The organism is Salinibacterium sp. NG253 (assembly GCF_015864945.1).
Taxonomy (GTDB): Bacteria; Actinomycetota; Actinomycetes; order Actinomycetales; family Microbacteriaceae; genus Rhodoglobus.
The window spans coordinates 682,353-696,374 of the sequence record NZ_JADYWF010000001.1 but is presented as its reverse complement, the minus strand read 5'-3'; the positions used below and the strand labels follow the sequence as shown (position 1 = coordinate 696,374).

17 protein-coding genes are annotated in these 14,022 nt (G+C 61.0%); 12 read left to right on the top strand and 5 right to left on the bottom strand.

Features of this window, described 5'->3' with window-relative positions; translation table 11 throughout:
* Nucleotides 1–7: 7 nt before the first annotated feature.
* Nucleotides 8–1,513 carry an Asp-tRNA(Asn)/Glu-tRNA(Gln) amidotransferase subunit GatA gene (gene gatA, locus I6E52_RS03385; protein WP_197156923.1) on the top strand — a complete coding sequence of 502 codons (1,506 nt, stop codon included), beginning with the start codon at nucleotides 8–10 and terminating at the stop codon, nucleotides 1,511–1,513.
* Here gatA and I6E52_RS03380 read toward each other — a convergent pair.
* The gene (locus I6E52_RS03380) at nucleotides 1,510–2,064 is read right to left on the bottom strand and encodes a CGNR zinc finger domain-containing protein (protein WP_197154875.1); all 555 of its coding nucleotides are present in this window, start codon (nucleotides 2,062–2,064) and stop codon (nucleotides 1,510–1,512) included. The genes gatA and I6E52_RS03380 overlap by 4 nt on opposite strands.
* Before the next feature lie 71 nt (nucleotides 2,065–2,135).
* Between I6E52_RS03380 and I6E52_RS03375 the strand changes: the two genes are divergently transcribed.
* From I6E52_RS03375 to I6E52_RS03350, 6 genes are all read left to right on the top strand, one after another.
* Nucleotides 2,136–3,179, top strand: a complete 1,044-nt coding sequence (locus tag I6E52_RS03375) for a DMT family transporter (RefSeq protein ID WP_197154873.1) — start codon at nucleotides 2,136–2,138, stop codon at nucleotides 3,177–3,179.
* The gene (gene gatB, locus I6E52_RS03370; RefSeq protein ID WP_197154871.1) at nucleotides 3,172–4,689 is read left to right on the top strand and encodes an Asp-tRNA(Asn)/Glu-tRNA(Gln) amidotransferase subunit GatB; all 1,518 of its coding nucleotides are present in this window, start codon (nucleotides 3,172–3,174) and stop codon (nucleotides 4,687–4,689) included. Before I6E52_RS03375 ends, gatB begins: the two co-directional genes overlap by 8 nt.
* A gap of 42 nt (nucleotides 4,690–4,731) precedes the next feature.
* A complete protein-coding gene (locus I6E52_RS03365; RefSeq protein ID WP_231599668.1) occupies nucleotides 4,732–5,064 on the top strand; it encodes a glutamyl-tRNA amidotransferase in 333 nt (110 codons plus the stop codon).
* A 179-nt stretch (nucleotides 5,065–5,243) separates the two neighbouring features.
* On the top strand, nucleotides 5,244–6,629 hold the full coding sequence (locus tag I6E52_RS03360; RefSeq protein WP_197154869.1) for an MFS transporter: 1,386 nt from the start codon (nucleotides 5,244–5,246) through the stop codon (nucleotides 6,627–6,629).
* A gap of 80 nt (nucleotides 6,630–6,709) precedes the next feature.
* Nucleotides 6,710–7,261, top strand: coding sequence for an OsmC family protein (locus I6E52_RS03355; protein ID WP_197106011.1), 552 nt, complete (start codon nucleotides 6,710–6,712; stop codon nucleotides 7,259–7,261).
* Nucleotides 7,262–7,381: 120 nt separating this feature from the next.
* Entirely contained in the window at nucleotides 7,382–7,678 is a 297-nt protein-coding gene (locus I6E52_RS03350) for a DUF1905 domain-containing protein (RefSeq protein WP_197154867.1), read from the top strand.
* Nucleotides 7,679–7,743: 65 nt separating this feature from the next.
* Here the strand turns inward: I6E52_RS03350 and I6E52_RS03345 are convergent, their stop codons facing one another.
* Genes I6E52_RS03345 through I6E52_RS03330 form a run of 4 tightly spaced genes read right to left on the bottom strand, consistent with a single transcriptional unit; the run spans nucleotide 7,744 to nucleotide 9,966 of the window.
* Complete coding sequence (locus I6E52_RS03345; protein ID WP_197124127.1) at nucleotides 7,744–8,163, bottom strand: DUF1761 domain-containing protein; 420 nt, start codon at nucleotides 8,161–8,163, stop codon at nucleotides 7,744–7,746.
* 47 nt (nucleotides 8,164–8,210) lie between these two features.
* On the bottom strand, nucleotides 8,211–8,960 hold the full coding sequence (locus I6E52_RS03340; RefSeq protein WP_197154865.1) for a cytochrome c biogenesis CcdA family protein: 750 nt from the start codon (nucleotides 8,958–8,960) through the stop codon (nucleotides 8,211–8,213).
* A 6-nt stretch (nucleotides 8,961–8,966) separates the two neighbouring features.
* Nucleotides 8,967–9,467 (bottom strand): thioredoxin family protein, encoded by a 501-nt coding sequence (locus I6E52_RS03335; protein ID WP_197154863.1) that lies wholly within the window; start codon nucleotides 9,465–9,467, stop codon nucleotides 8,967–8,969.
* A gap of 58 nt (nucleotides 9,468–9,525) precedes the next feature.
* Nucleotides 9,526–9,966, bottom strand: a complete 441-nt coding sequence (locus I6E52_RS03330; protein WP_197124131.1) for a hypothetical protein — start codon at nucleotides 9,964–9,966, stop codon at nucleotides 9,526–9,528.
* A gap of 146 nt (nucleotides 9,967–10,112) precedes the next feature.
* On the opposite strand from I6E52_RS03330, the gene I6E52_RS03325 reads away from it, so the two are divergent.
* The 5 genes from I6E52_RS03325 (at nucleotide 10,113) to I6E52_RS03305 (ending at nucleotide 14,018) form a co-directional block, all read left to right on the top strand.
* Nucleotides 10,113–10,739: a hypothetical protein gene (locus tag I6E52_RS03325; protein WP_197154862.1), complete on the top strand. Its 627-nt coding sequence runs from the start codon at nucleotides 10,113–10,115 to the stop codon at nucleotides 10,737–10,739.
* 35 nt (nucleotides 10,740–10,774) lie between these two features.
* Nucleotides 10,775–12,139, top strand: coding sequence for a glucose-6-phosphate dehydrogenase (locus tag I6E52_RS03320; protein ID WP_197156921.1), 1,365 nt, complete (start codon nucleotides 10,775–10,777; stop codon nucleotides 12,137–12,139).
* Nucleotides 12,136–12,630 carry an SRPBCC family protein gene (locus tag I6E52_RS03315; protein WP_197124135.1) on the top strand — a complete coding sequence of 165 codons (495 nt, stop codon included), beginning with the start codon at nucleotides 12,136–12,138 and terminating at the stop codon, nucleotides 12,628–12,630. The genes I6E52_RS03320 and I6E52_RS03315 overlap by 4 nt, the downstream gene beginning before the upstream one ends.
* A 102-nt stretch (nucleotides 12,631–12,732) precedes the next feature.
* On the top strand, nucleotides 12,733–13,176 hold the full coding sequence (locus tag I6E52_RS03310) for a VanZ family protein (RefSeq protein ID WP_197154861.1): 444 nt from the start codon (nucleotides 12,733–12,735) through the stop codon (nucleotides 13,174–13,176).
* Nucleotides 13,173–14,018, top strand: coding sequence for a DUF3097 domain-containing protein (locus tag I6E52_RS03305; RefSeq protein WP_197154860.1), 846 nt, complete (start codon nucleotides 13,173–13,175; stop codon nucleotides 14,016–14,018). The genes I6E52_RS03310 and I6E52_RS03305 overlap by 4 nt, the downstream gene beginning before the upstream one ends.
* Nucleotides 14,019–14,022: the final 4 nt, after the last annotated feature.

Here is a 14,022-nt window from a genome sequence, read left to right as displayed (position 1 = left end):
GGCAGATCTGAACGACCTCACCCGCCTGTCGGCATCCGAGCTGGCTACCAAGCTGAGCTCAGGCGAAGTCTCGTCGGTTGAAGCAACCCAAGCGCACCTCGACCGCATCGCTGCCGTCGATGACAAGGTTCACGCGTTCTTGCACGTGTCAGTGGATGCTCTGGCCAACGCCAAGCGCATCGACGAGCGTCGTGCGGCAGGAGAGTCGCTCGGCGAGCTCGCCGGTGTGCCCGTTGCCGTCAAAGATGTGCTCTGCACGATCGATATGCCCACCACTGCTGGGTCAAAAATCCTTGAAGGCTGGGTTCCGCCCTACGACGCCACTCCCGTGGCGAAGCTGCGTGCGGCCGGCCTGATTCCGCTCGGCAAGACCAACATGGATGAGTTCGCCATGGGGTCGTCAACCGAGCACTCGGCGTATGGTCCGACTCATAACCCGTGGGATCTCGACCGAATCCCCGGTGGGTCCGGTGGTGGCTCGGCCGCGGCAGTGTCCGCGTTTGAAGCTCCGCTCGCCCTCGGTTCTGACACCGGTGGTTCGATCCGTCAGCCGGCATCCGTCACGGGTTCTGTTGGTGTCAAGCCCACCTACGGTGGAGTATCGCGCTACGGTGCGATCGCGTTGGCGTCGTCGCTCGACCAGGTTGGCCCCGTCTCGCGCACCGTTCTCGACTCGGCGTTGCTGCACGATGTCATTGGTGGCTGGGACCCGCGCGACTCCACGTCGCTCAACGAGCAGTGGCCGTCGTTTGCTGCTGCCGCTCGTGCCGGTGCCGCCGCCGAAAGCCTCAAGGGCGTTCGCGTTGGTGTCATCAAGCAGCTCGACAGCCCCGGCTTCCAGGCCGGTGTCTCGCAACGCTTCCACGAAGCACTGCAGCTGCTCACCGATTTCGGTGCCGAGATCGTTGAAGTGGATGCTCCGCACTTTGAGTACGCCGTCGAGGCCTACTACCTCATCCTCCCCGCCGAGGCGTCGAGTAACCTCGCCAAGTTCGACTCGGTGCGCTTCGGCCTCCGCGTCACGCCCGAAGGCGGCGGAACCGTCGAGGACGTGATGGCAGCGACCCGCGAAGCCGGTTTCGGTGACGAGGTCAAGCGCCGCATCATCCTCGGCACGTATGCGCTCAGTGCCGGCTATTACGACGCCTACTACGGCAGCGCGCAGAAGGTGCGCACGCTCATTCAGCGCGACTTCGCTGCAGCGTTCGAGAAGGCTGACGTTCTCGTCTCGCCCTCGGCGCCGACCACCGCGTTCAAGCTCGGTGAAAAGCTCGAAGACCCGATGGCGATGTACCTCAACGACGTCACGACGATTCCGGCCAACCTCGCGGGCATCCCCGGCATGGGTCTTCCGATGGGGCTCGCTCCCGAGGATGGTCTTCCCACTGGCTTCCAGATCATGGCACCGGCTCGCGGCGATGCTCGTCTCTACGAGGTTGGCGCAACGCTCGAGCGCTTGCTTGAGCAGCAGTGGGGCCACACCCTGCCGAGTCAGGTTCCGTCGCTCGGCTAGTTGCCTGCTGCTTGCCGTTCGCGATAGGCGATTTGATTCATCCGATTTCCGCAACGGATGCTGCAGAAGCGGCGTGAGCCGTTGCGTGACAGGTCGGCCATCAGGCCTTCGCAATCGGGGGCTTGGCAGCGCCTCAAGCGCCACATGGCGTCGGAGCGCACGACGTCGACGAGCGCAAGGCCCACTTCTGCTTGAATGCGTTCGGCGAGCGGTGCTTCGGGGTCATTGGCGTGCAGATGCCAGTCGAAGTCGCCGTGTCGTGCCAAGAAGGGCAGCGCTTTCGCTTCGGCGAGCATGGCATTGATTTCGGTAGCGGCATCGTCGCGCGTGAGCTTCCAGACGCCGCGAATGCGGTCGCGCACCGTGCGAACTTCGGCGACTTCGTTGTCGTCGCGATCGATGCGACCGCTAAAGCGAAACTGGGTGATGAGGGCCTGAACTTGGCTGACCGATTCGAGTTCATCGTCGCCGGATCTACTCGCGAGCTTGTGCGTGTTGCCGAGCAAAACGGCAAACTCGAGACTCTCCACCGTGTCAGGGGCAAATTGCAATTTGACTCCTTATTTGTTTCGAGACTAGCGTCAGCAGAAATACTCGTCAATCTCGTTCGAAGCAGTTGCCCATGAAACGTTCATCCACCACCCTCGGCATGCTCATTGCGCTAGTTGCCGCAGCTAGTTTCGGGCTCTCCGGAGCACTCGTGAAGCCCGTGCTCGAAGCCGGCTGGAGCCCAGCGGCTGCCGTGACACTTCGAGTGCTTATTGGTGGTGCGGTGCTGGCGCCGTTCGCGATTATCGCCCTCAAAGGTCGCTGGTTCGCACTCTGGTACGCGCGCAGTCGCATCCTTCTCATGGCGATCATTGGCGTGTCAGGAACCCAGTTGGTGTACTTCGCGGCGATCGAGCGCATTCCGGTCGGCATCGCGATCCTTTTGGAATACATGGCGCCGCTGTTGCTCGTCGCGTTCGCGTGGGTGACGTCACGGCGCACGCCCAAGGCTGTTGTTCTTATCGGCTCCGTTGTCGCCCTTGGCGGACTCATCCTGGTCGTCTCTCCCGAGGGGTCGGGCGCTCTCGATCCCCTCGGAATCATGTTTGGCGCCTGCGCTGCTATCGGTGCCGCCGTGTATTACGTCGTTGCCGCGCGAACGAGCGAAGGGCTTCCGGCCGTCGCGCTTGCATCGGCTGGCCTGCTGCTCGGTGGGCTCATTCTCGGTCTTGTCGGTCTCGTGGGCATTGTGCCGTTCGATATGCCGATGGTGGATGTCACGGTGCTCGGCATCGTGGCTCCGTGGTGGGTTCCGCTGCTCATCGTGGGTATCGTCGCGACCGGCATCGCGTACTCGACGAGCATCATGGCGAGCGAAATGCTCGGTTCTCGTCTCGCGTCGTTCGTCGGATTGCTCGAGGTCGTCACGGCGGCGATTTACGCCTGGCTGTTGATCGGCGAGAACCTGTCGATCATGCAGTTCATCGGGGGAGCCCTGATTTTGGCCGGGATCGCCTTCGTTCGTTCCGAGAAGTCTGAAGAGTTCAGCGACTTCACGATTGAGGCTGAAGCTATTCCGAGCGACGACGATGAACCAATTTTGGCCCCAGCATCCGCGCCGCTCGAACCGGGTACCGATACCGTGCCGCTGCGCCACGTACAATCATCTGGTGGCTAAAGCTGAATTGATGGACTACGACAAAGCACTCGAACTATTTGAGCCGACGCTCGGTTTCGAGGTGCACGTCGAGTTGAATACCCAGACCAAGATGTTCTCGGATGCGCCGAACCCGGCAGCATCCGGTGCTGAGCACGGCGAACCGAACACCATGATCACTCCGGTAGATCTCGGTTTGCCCGGCAGCTTGCCTGTCGTCAACGAAGAGGCGATCAAGTATTCGATCTCTCTCGGCCTGGCGCTCGGCTGCCAGATTGCGCCGAGTTCGCGCTTTGCCCGTAAGAATTATTTCTACCCTGACCTGGCGAAGAACTACCAGATCAGCCAGTTCGATGAGCCGATCGCGTTCGAGGGTTCTGTCGACATTGAGCTCGAGAGCGGTCGCACGATCACGATTCCGATCGAGCGCGCGCACATGGAAGAAGACGCGGGCAAGCTCACTCATGTGGGTGGCGCTACCGGTCGCATCCAGGGTGCCGAGTATTCGCTCGTCGATTACAACCGCGCGGGCGTTCCCCTCGTCGAGATCGTCACGCACATGATCACGGGCACCGAAGCGGATGCTCCCGAGGTCGGCAAGGCGTATGTGTCGGCTATTCGCGACATCGTTCGTTCGCTCGGTATCTCCGAGGCTCGCATGGAGCGCGGCAACCTGCGCTGTGACGCGAACATTTCGTTGAGCCCGCGCGGCTCCGGAAAGCTCGGAACGCGCACCGAAACCAAGAACGTGAACTCGATGCGCAGCGTTGAGCGCGCGGTTCGTTACGAAATCCAGCGTCAGGCGGCCATTCTTCAGAAGGGTGGCACGATCACTCAGGAGACGCGCCACTGGCACGAAGACACCGGTGTTACCAGTGCTGGTCGCCCCAAGAGCGACGCTGATGACTACCGTTACTTCCCGGAGCCTGACCTGCTGCCTGTTGAGCCGTCGCTCGCACTGATCGAAGAGCTGCGCGCAGCTCTTCCCGAGCCTCCGGCCGAGCGTCGCAAGCGTCTGCAGGCCGCGTGGGGCTTCACCGATCTTGAGTTCCGCGATGTCAACAATGCTGGTCTCTTCACTGAGATCGAGATGACCATCGAGGCAGGCACGACTGCAGCTCAGGCCCGCAAGTGGTGGACGGGCGAAATCGCTCGACTCGCGAACATCCAGGGTGCAGACCCCAGCTCATTGATTACCCCCGCGGATGTCGCGGCTCTCGTCACGCTCATCAACGATGGTGTTCTCAACGACAGTCTGGCCCGCCAGGTTCTCGAGGGTGTCATTGCTGGCGAGGGTTCGCCTGCCGAGGTTGTCGATAGTCGTGGACTCAAGCTGGTGTCGGATGACGGCCCGCTCATTGCGGCGATCGATGAGGCGCTTGCTGCTCAGCCTGATGTTCTTGCGAAGATTCGCGATGGCAAGGTTCAGGCTGCCGGTGCGGTTATTGGTGCGGTCATGAAGGCAATGAAGGGTCAGGCTGATGCCGCTCGCGTGCGTGAACTTGTCTTGGAGCGCGCTTCCGCTGAATAGGGCGAGCAGCACTTGTCGGCTGCAGGCAGTACCGTTGTGGTCATGTCTGATTCTGCTGAACTCGTTGTCGAAATCCACGTACCGCTTACCCCCGATGCCAATGCGGCCGAGGGCGAGTCGCGGTTCCCGTGGATCGAATCGCTCGTGGAGTTCACGAACGAGCTCGAAGAGGGCGGCGAGATTTTCGTTGTCGAAGAAGGCGACGTGTTCAACGACGCGTATGTCATCGTGATCACGGGTGCCGACGAGTCGACGCTCACCGGCGTGGCCAATCGTGTGGCGAACCTTCCCGGCATCCCAACCGGCGTTTTTGCTGTGGTCACGGATGCCGATGCTGACGAGTTGGGGCAGGGCACAGTCGTCGAGATTTCGTAGTCGCACGCGCAATCGCGCCAGCATCCGAACTTAGTCAAATTTGTTTGTTTTGGAGAGCGGGCGGCATACACTGGAATGGCACCGCAGCCGCCAGTGTGAGCGCGTGATCACCCGCCGCACCGACGAGGAACCATCCGTTCCGTCTGCAGTAGCTTCGCACTACTGAAGAGCTCAACACCATGACAAGCAACATCCCCGTGGGCGCAACCACCGGCCCCATCCCTATTCCGACGAGCATTTTTTCGGCCCACCTATTGTGGACAACGATCGGGGCATTTGCTCTGATCTTTTTGGGCGCTTTTGAGACGCTCGCAGTCACCACGATCATGCCGACGATTAGTCGTGATCTCGACGGTCAGGCGCTCTATTCGGTCGCGTTCTCGAGCACTCTTGCGGCGAGCGTGATCGGAATGGTTCTTGCCGGTCAGTGGTCAGACCGCACCGGGCCGGCCAAGCCGCTGATCGCGGCCATGGCAGTCTTCACGCTCGGTCTTCTGGCGGCGGGTTTCGCCGGCACGATGGGTATTTTCATCGCGGGCCGCTTTCTGCAGGGGCTTGGTTCCGGAGGGCTCATTGTCGCGCTGTATGTGGTTGTCGCGCGCCTCTATCCGGCGGCGTTGCATCCGAAAATCTTTGGGCTCTTCGCCTCGGCGTGGGTATTGCCCTCGCTGATCGGTCCGCCTCTTGCTGGCGTCGTTGCCGAACAGATCAGCTGGCACTGGGTTTTCTTCGGCGTCGTGTTTCTGGTGCTGGCGGCGGCATTCGCGATCCTGCCTGCTATTCGCATCCTAGTGAGTCAGCCGGTGGTGCCTGCCGAGAAGTCGTCGGGCAGCCGCGCTGTGGTCTGGGCGATCATTGCCGCGCTGGCAGTGATGGGCATCAGCCTCGGTGGTGAACGCGAAGGTGCGCTGGCCTGGCCGCTCGCAGGGGGAGCGTTCGTGGTCGTCATCATTGCGCTGCGGCCGTTGCTGCCAACCGGTTCGTTGAGCTTCCGACGCGGGCTGCCCGCCACGATCGTGTTGCGCGGTTTCTTTGCCGCCGCCTTCTTCTCGACCGAGGTCTATCTGCCGTACTTGCTGAACGAACGCTACGGTTTGCCCGCCTGGGCCGCGGGTCTCATCCTCACGGTCGGCGCCGTCTCGTGGGCGGTGGGCTCAGCGCTGCAGGGCCGCCTTCCGGAATCTGTTTCTCATGGGCGCGTGGTGGTTGCGGGCGCACTCTTGCTCAGCGTGGGAATCGCTACCCAGCTCGCTACCGCGTATTTCATGCTCTCGTTGTGGGTCGCCGCGATCGGCTGGCTCGTCGCTGGCGCCGGCATGGGCATCACCTTTCCGCGGCTCTCGACCCTCGTGCTCAGTCATTCCAGCGCTCGAGACCAAGGTTTCAATAGTGCTGCCCTGTCGATTTCGGATGCCGCTGGTGGCGCCATCGCGATCGCCTTCAGCGGTCTTGTTTTCGCTGCCGTCGGCGGCCTCGCGGATGGGGTCGGCTTCGTAGCAGCACTCGGTCTGGCGACGGTAGTGGCAATCGCGTCCGTGCCGGTCGCGCTGCGAGTTCGCACGTAATAAATCTCTTTGTTAAGCACTATTTCGGTGTGTTACGGGGTGCTCTCGCGACCGCGGTGGAATGCGATTACCGTCGCCGCATGACACTTCTCACGAACGAAACCACGACCATTGATCTCGCTGCCGACCGTGCAGCCCGACTCACCGCTGCCGGCGCTGCCTGGAACTCGCGAATTGCCGCAAAGCCCGCCGCGGCCGAACTCACGTACGCCGTCACTGGCAAGGGCGTCGGCTCTGTCGGCACCGTACTCAAGGCAGGAAAGCACGTCTTCCACATCGACGAGCCCGAAGGACTCGCCGGTGATGATGTTGCCGCCAGCCCCGTTGAGATTGCTCTTGGCGCGCTGATCGCCTGTCAGGTAGTCGTCTTCCGTCTCTACGCTCAGGCGCTCGACATCCAGGTAGACGACATCTCGGTCAAGGCCGAGGGTGACCTCGACGTTCGCGGCCTCTTCGGAATCGACGAGAACGTGCGCAACGGCTTCGGCGCCATCCGCCTCTTCGCGACCATCACCGGTCCAGAGTCGCAGGAACGCTACGACGAACTTCGCGACGCAGTCGACGCCCACTGCCCCGTACTCGACCTGTTCGCGAACCCCACCTCAATCACCACTCAGGTGGTCAAAGGCTAACGGCACCCCATGATGATGCCCTCTGACATGCTCGACCGGTAGCTCAGGCTACCGGTCGAGTTTTTTAACCGCAGTATTTGGCCGGCGCAGCCGCAGCCAGTGCCGGACTACGCTCAACGTATGAAACCCGAGTTCGAGTTCACGTCTGAGATCACGCCGTGGTCGTCGAAGCCAAGCGTCTATTTTGTGCAGGTGCCGCCGGATGTCGGAGCCGACGTTAAAGAGATCCCGTCACCGCCGCGGGGGTTCGGTGCCATCGCGGTAGAAGTCACGATTGGCTCCACCACGTGGACGACGTCGATCTTTCCTAACAGCAGCGTGGAAGACAGCTTCTTTCTGCCTGTGAAGGCCGCTGTGCGCCGCGCTGAGGGTCTAGAGCTCGGTGACACGGTTCAGGTGTCGATTCAGCTCATCTAGCGGACTGCAGCGCGCGTGGCGGCTGCTCCAGTGCTCCTTGGGGCTGCCGCCGGTCCAGAGCGCAGTTACGCCGGCCACACCCCGATGATGATCGCCATAACCACAATCGTCACGAACTCGTGGCTCACGTTCAACACGGTGAGGCCGTTGGGGCGCCCATCGAACTGGTCGTGAGTAATGAAGCGGGCGGCGGTGAAGCCACCCCACAACACGATGCTCGTCAAGACGGTGTTGAGAAAGAAGCTTCCGCCATAAAAGTCAGAGGCGATGAAGGCGGCGCCGGCAAGAATCCAGGCCGTGAAGAAACTCACGATGACGGTGATCACAATGGGTCGAACGGCATCCGCAGTGTTGCCGCTGGGGGTGACGTTGGCTGCCTTCATCCAGTAGTTGCCAAATACGCGCGGGGAATACCAGATGGTGCCGACGATCATGCTCGATAGCGTCGCCAAGATGACGGCGATGTAGTTAATTTCGGGAACCATGACAACCTCCGGTCGATAACGGTCACCGAAGCCTACTCTCAGAGCGACTAGCCGGTAATGCTCTCTTCGAACCGTTGAATCGGGTCGTACCAGCCCTGCTCGAGCACGTAGCTCTGGAACTGCTTATCGAGACCGAGGATGACGGCGAGACCCACGACCAACAAAATGATGCCGATCACGCGCTTGAAGACGCCGTTGGGGTTAGCGAGCCAGCCGAGTTTGCGAGCGAATGCCTGACCGAGAAACGCGATCATGAGCAGCGCGATGGCGAGACCGATGGCATACACAACGATGTAGAGCAGTCCCTCGGCAAACGAGACAGGCAAGACGGTGGCCAAGATGAGCGCATAGGTGGGGGAGCAGCTGCTGAAGGTCGGGCCGAGCGCGGCACCGAGCATCACATCGCCGCCAAGGCCGCCGCGTGAATACGAACGGTTCATCACGGCGTTTGCCCGATTTTGGATGCCCGTGGCGAGCATAAAGCGCTCCCAGAGCGCGGGGAATACCAGCGTGAGGCCGAAGATGATCAGGATGCCGCCGGCAATGATCTGCCACACCAGCTGCGGGATCCCCAGCAGAGCTGTCGTTGCTTTGAGCAGCAGGGTGAAGATGATCACCGACCCCGCGAGGCTCACCGCGATAACTACAGGGCGGAACCACTGGCGTTCAGCCACCGTGGAATCACTACTGGTGCGCGCGATCGAACCGCCAACGATGACCGGCAACAGCGGCAGCACGCAGGGCGCAGCAACCGTCAGAACTCCCGCCACAAACGAGAGCAGAATCAGGCTGAGCATCGGGGCTTAACCGAGGGCGGTGAGAACCGCGTTCAACGTGGGTTCGACGGTCGCAACAAAGTTGTCTTGTACCTTTTCGCCATTGGAATCGACCTCAACGAACGTCGTCTGCTGAGTAACACCGTATTCGGCCCGCAGGTCCTGGTTGGTGTCGTAGTCGACTTTCACGATCGTTATTCCAGAGGGAACGCCCGAAGCCTTGATGTCGCCATCGGCCGAGACGCACTGGGGGCACCACGTGGCGTGGAAGAACAGGATGACGCGACCATCGGCATCCGCAACAGCCGAGGGGCTGTAGTCGACGTAGGAGCCGCCACCGTCGTTCTCGACAGCAACAACGTCCTCGGCTTCGGCGCCGGAGTCGCTTGAGCTCTCAGCGCTCTGAGACGTGCTGTCGGTGGCCGTCGACTCGTCAGAGCTGTTCGGGTTCTGGGCTGCGACGATCGAAACTGCTGCAATAACCACGACGGCAAGAGCGACAATGACCGCGAGAATTCGCTTGTTCATGCCATCTAGTAACGCACGGAGCGTCTCAAAACTTCCGCGCTCGGTGAAATTTCTCTGGCTATACCCAGACTTCAGCGGTGTGCGAATACAGCTTGAGATCGCCGAAAGTTAGGGCACCTGTGAATCTGGCTCGCGTATATGGGAGCAAAACCATGAGTGCTGCGCCCGCTTTATGCTCGATTCGCACTTCGATCGCGTCGGACTTGAGCGACGCCACTCTCGTGTTCGAGACGATGGCACTGCAGCGAGAAATTGCGGCCATTTGGCGCAACTGAGTCACGGTTTGCGCAATAAGTTTTTCGGCATCCAAGTGCTTCTTCTTCAGCGCTTCGTCAGCGGTCATTTCAAGCACCCGGCCGCTGCCATCCGTCATCAGCGCGAACGTCATGAACTCACTCGCATGCCCCAAATGGCTTCGTGCCACATTGAGCGCAGAGTCGAGAATTCGATCAACGTCAGCCTGCTGCTCGGCGTTGAGCGCGTCCCTCCACGATTTCATATTCCAAACCGTAGCGACTCTCACCCCCGATTGTCGTGCAAAGCGCCCAAATCACCCGCGTTTTGGTGTCAAGACTGATTCTCACGTTGTGTCGTCGATTACGCGGATTCTCCACGTACGTCGTACCGCTGCGCTAACGTCGAACCATGCAAAAAGCGCAGCTAACCAGTGCACAGCGGGGCCATTCTCTTGTTGCGGGAGCGGTATCGCACGCCTTCTTCTCTATCGGCTGGCTCATGTTGGGCTTCGTCGCCCTCGGTGGCGGGCTCACCTTGCTCGTGGGCGGCACCGCCTCCGGTGTCAGCGGTCTCTTTGGCGACGTTCCGGCCGTGCGCGATTTTGTGAGCGGCGCAGGCAGCGTGATCGGCACCGTGATCATCGTCGTCGGCATCGTCGCGTTGCTCCTGGTGGCGCTCGCCGCTTTCGCGAGCGTGTTCTTGCTCAAGCGTGGATCTGTGCGCAAGCCGTGGCAGGTCACCTTCCAATCCCTCGGCATTGTCGCTCTGCTTGATGTTCCGCTCTTTGTGGCCTACCTCACGTTCGCCGCGAACGTCACAGACTCTGCTGTCGGTGGCACTGTTCTTCTCGGCCCCGTCGTCGGCATCCTTGGCTCCGCCGTCGTCGGCGCCATCGTCTGGTGGTGGATGGCATGGTCGCGTCGCGGATCAGCGTCCACATTCGCTGGCGTCACGGCCACGGCATCCGCAACTGCTGTTCCGACTCAGCAACCGCCGAGCGTCGATAGTGATACTGGCAGTAGCGAAACGAAGTAGCACGACCTTCAGCAGTATCGAGCAGAGAGTGCATGATGACGGCACGGATTGAAACACTGATCATCTTGGGTGCAGGCGGAGACCTCACCTCCCGCCTGCTACTACCTGGCCTCGCGTCGTATCTGGCCAGTGACGAAGCTGAAGAGCTCACTGTTATTGGCGTGGATCGTCAAGAAATGGATGACGCAGCCTGGCAGAAGCGCGTCTCGGCCTCCTTCGCTGCACACGCTTCGCCCACGTCTGATGCCGTTGCTGGTGCAGCGCACTACGTGCAGGCCGACGTCACCAACGCGCAGCAAGTGCGCCAGGTGATCGAATCGGCTACCGGCCGCGTCGCGTTGTATTTTGCGTTGCCTCCCGCGATCGCCCAACAGGTTGTTTCGGTGTTGGCGACATTCGATTTGCCCGCCGGGATCGTGCTTGCTCTCGAGAAGCCATTCGGAAGCGATGAGGCTAGTGCCCGCGATTTGAACCGGGTGTTGCAGGCGATCGTGCCCGAGGAACAGGTTTTTCGGGTTGACCATTTCTTGGGCAAGTCGACGGTGCTGAACCTTATCGGTTTGCGATTTGCGAACCGCATTTTTGAGCCACTGTTGGGTGCTCCGAACGTGGCGAAGGTTGAGCTAATTTTCGATGAGGCCCTCGCTCTCGAAGGTCGCGCCGGTTATTACGATCGCGCTGGCGCTGTTGTCGACATGATCCAAAGCCATTTGCTGCTGGTCTTGGCGCTGACGGCAATGGAACCCCCGGCGAGTGTGAGTTCAGAAGATTTGCGGGGGTCGATGGCCCAGGTGCTTCGTGCAACGCGGGTGCAAACTCTCGACGGCACGTGCGCTCGGCGTGCGCGCTACACGGCGGGCACCATCGGTGACCGCGAGCTTCCGGCCTACGTTGACGAAGATGGTGTGAATCCTGATTTCGGCACAGAGACTTTGGCTGAAGTGACGTTCGAGATCGATAACTGGCGTTGGGCTGGTGTGCCGTTTGTGTTGCGTTCAGGCAAGGCTCTGGTCAAAGCTCGCCAAGACATCGTGATCACGTTTGCGCCGGTGCCGCACCTTCCTTATGGCCTCACGGGCAGCGAAGATCCGGCGAAACTCACTATTTCGATCAAGCCAGCGACCCTCGAACTCGACCTCATCGTGAATGGTGCCGGCGACCCCTTCTCGCTCGACCGCACTCAACTAACGACAACTCTTGGCGATCCAGCCATGAGCGCCTATGGCGAGGTGATTGCCTCTCTCGTTGATGGGGATCCGGTGCTGTCGGTGCGCGGTGATATTGCCGAACAGTGCTGGCGAATAGTCGCTCCCGTGCTCGACGCTTTTCGCACCAATCAGGTTCCGCTTGAGGAGTATCCGGCAGGCTCGCCCGGCCCCGAATCGTGGGAATCCGAATGACTCGCGCCGGCCAGCGGGGAGTCACGGCAACCGCGCACGCTCGCACGCGAGCGAGTGCTCAGCAGGCTTACGATTTCTCGGGGCCGCTTGATCCGGCACAGTTCTATCCTCGCTTCGGACCCTTGCCCGCCGTCGTCACGGTGCTTGAGCAGTCCGGAACGTGGGATGCCGTCGGTCACACCCGACGCCTCGTGCTCTCCGATGGCGGCCACGTGATTGAGACGATCACCGACGCCGCTGCACCCGAATTGTTTGCCTACGAGCTCAGTGAATTTCAGAAACTTTTTGGGCTGCTCGTTTCTGGTGCCCGAGCCGAGTGGCGGTTCGACGACCGCACCACCGGTTCGCGCATCCGCTGGAGTTATACCTTCTTCGCTAAGCCGGCCCGCGGCTGGATCGTGTGGTTGATTATTCGACTGTGGTGGGGGCGCTACATGCGTCGTGTGTTGCCGCCGATCGCGCGTGAAGTGGAGCGGTTGGCAGCCAATTAGGGGAGCGCAGTTATCGAATCGTTGCCTTAAAAGGCGCTGTTCACATCCCGCTTCCACCCTTCTCACAACTTGCGCAAAGATGCGCTTGTGACAATGGCTGGTATGTTCCGATCGAGATTTGCCGTTGCGTTAGCCGCAGCGCTCTACTTCGCCGCCTTGGCGAGTCTCTCTTTCGTGATCGCTCCGGGCAGCAACGGTCGCTTCTGGATCTGGACCACCGTTGCGTTTATCCCGGTTGGCATTTTCTTGGTTGGCATGTTCGGTCGCCGCCGCTGGTGGGCAGCGCTCGCCTTCAGCATCGTTGCCGCAGCATGGCTCGAAGCCGCCCAGACGGTGTGGATGCCCGTCGGCTACGCCGATGTCGTTGACATTCTGCTCTCGGCTATCGGTTCCGGAATTGGTGTTTCGGCCGCCGTGGGCGTCGCGCTCTGGCGGGAGCATGCTCAACGTCCGGCAGTCGCATTCGCTCAACCGTCGACGAACCTTGCGAGCTCTCGTCGCGCCTCCGCCAGCAACTCGGCGGCACCGCTTAACCTCGATCGGTGACTGACGACCGCTATTCCCACGACGTTCTCGCTGATTTCTCTATCAAGCGCGGGCCAGCAGTGCTCCCGAAAGTGCCCATCGAATCCGGGATGGTCGTCGAAGTCATCGCGGATGGCTACGTTGGTGCCCTGGTAGGTTTCGCCAACGGGCTCATGGAACTCGAAGACCGTCGGGGGTCCGCTCGCGCGTTCCCTCTTGGCAGCGGCTATCTCATCGACGGTGTGCCGGTAGAGCTCGTCAAGCCCGCGCCGAAGGCTGCTGCCGCCCGCAAAACCGCCTCCGGGTCGTTTGCTGCCCCCGAGCAGCGTGCCCGCACAGCGCTCGCGAGTCGCATCTATGTTGAAGGTCGCCATGATGCGGAACTCGTCGAAAAAGTGTGGGGTGATGACCTACGCGCCGAAGGTGTCGTCGTCGAGTTTTTAGGCGGAATTGACGATCTCGAGAAGATCGTTGCAGACTTTGCCCCCACCTCTGACCGCAAGTTGGGAATCTTGGTCGATCACCTTGTTCCCGGCTCGAAGGAGAGCCGAATTGCGGATGCCGTGGGGCGCGGCAAGTACGGCAAGCATGCGCTTGTGGTTGGTCATCCATTCGTCGATGTCTGGCAGGCCGTGAAGCCACAAAGTCTCGGAATTGCTGCCTGGCCTACGGTGCCGCGCACGATCGAGTGGAAGCACGGCATCTGTGAAGCATTCGGCTGGCCGCACGAAGACCAAGCCGATATCGCCCGCGCGTGGCAGTTCATTCTGTCGAAGGTGAAAAACTTCGGTGACCTTGAACCAGCGCTTTTGGGGCGCGTCGAGCACCTCATCGACTTTGTCACGGTCGATCAGGATTCCTAGCGCC

Excerpts from the sequence above, each read along its gene's own strand:
- I6E52_RS03310 (WP_197154861.1), top strand. The coding sequence starts at position 12,733 with ATGTTCCGATCGAGATTTGCCGTTGCGTTAGCCGCAGCGCTCTACTTC.
- I6E52_RS03340 (WP_197154865.1), bottom strand. The coding sequence starts at position 8,960 with ATGCTCAGCCTGATTCTGCTCTCGTTTGTGGCGGGAGTTCTGACGGTT.
- I6E52_RS03330 (WP_197124131.1), bottom strand. The coding sequence starts at position 9,966 with ATGAAATCGTGGAGGGACGCGCTCAACGCCGAGCAGCAGGCTGACGTT.
- I6E52_RS03335 (WP_197154863.1), bottom strand. The coding sequence starts at position 9,467 with ATGAACAAGCGAATTCTCGCGGTCATTGTCGCTCTTGCCGTCGTGGTT.
- I6E52_RS03355 (WP_197106011.1), top strand. The coding sequence starts at position 6,710 with ATGACACTTCTCACGAACGAAACCACGACCATTGATCTCGCTGCCGAC.
- I6E52_RS03320 (WP_197156921.1), top strand. The coding sequence starts at position 10,775 with ATGACGGCACGGATTGAAACACTGATCATCTTGGGTGCAGGCGGAGAC.
- I6E52_RS03350 (WP_197154867.1), top strand. The coding sequence starts at position 7,382 with ATGAAACCCGAGTTCGAGTTCACGTCTGAGATCACGCCGTGGTCGTCG.
- I6E52_RS03375 (WP_197154873.1), top strand. The coding sequence starts at position 2,136 with ATGAAACGTTCATCCACCACCCTCGGCATGCTCATTGCGCTAGTTGCC.
- I6E52_RS03360 (WP_197154869.1), top strand. The coding sequence starts at position 5,244 with ATGACAAGCAACATCCCCGTGGGCGCAACCACCGGCCCCATCCCTATT.
- I6E52_RS03365 (WP_231599668.1), top strand. The coding sequence starts at position 4,732 with ATGTCTGATTCTGCTGAACTCGTTGTCGAAATCCACGTACCGCTTACC.
- I6E52_RS03345 (WP_197124127.1), bottom strand. The coding sequence starts at position 8,163 with ATGGTTCCCGAAATTAACTACATCGCCGTCATCTTGGCGACGCTATCG.
- I6E52_RS03315 (WP_197124135.1), top strand. The coding sequence starts at position 12,136 with ATGACTCGCGCCGGCCAGCGGGGAGTCACGGCAACCGCGCACGCTCGC.
- I6E52_RS03325 (WP_197154862.1), top strand. The coding sequence starts at position 10,113 with ATGCAAAAAGCGCAGCTAACCAGTGCACAGCGGGGCCATTCTCTTGTT.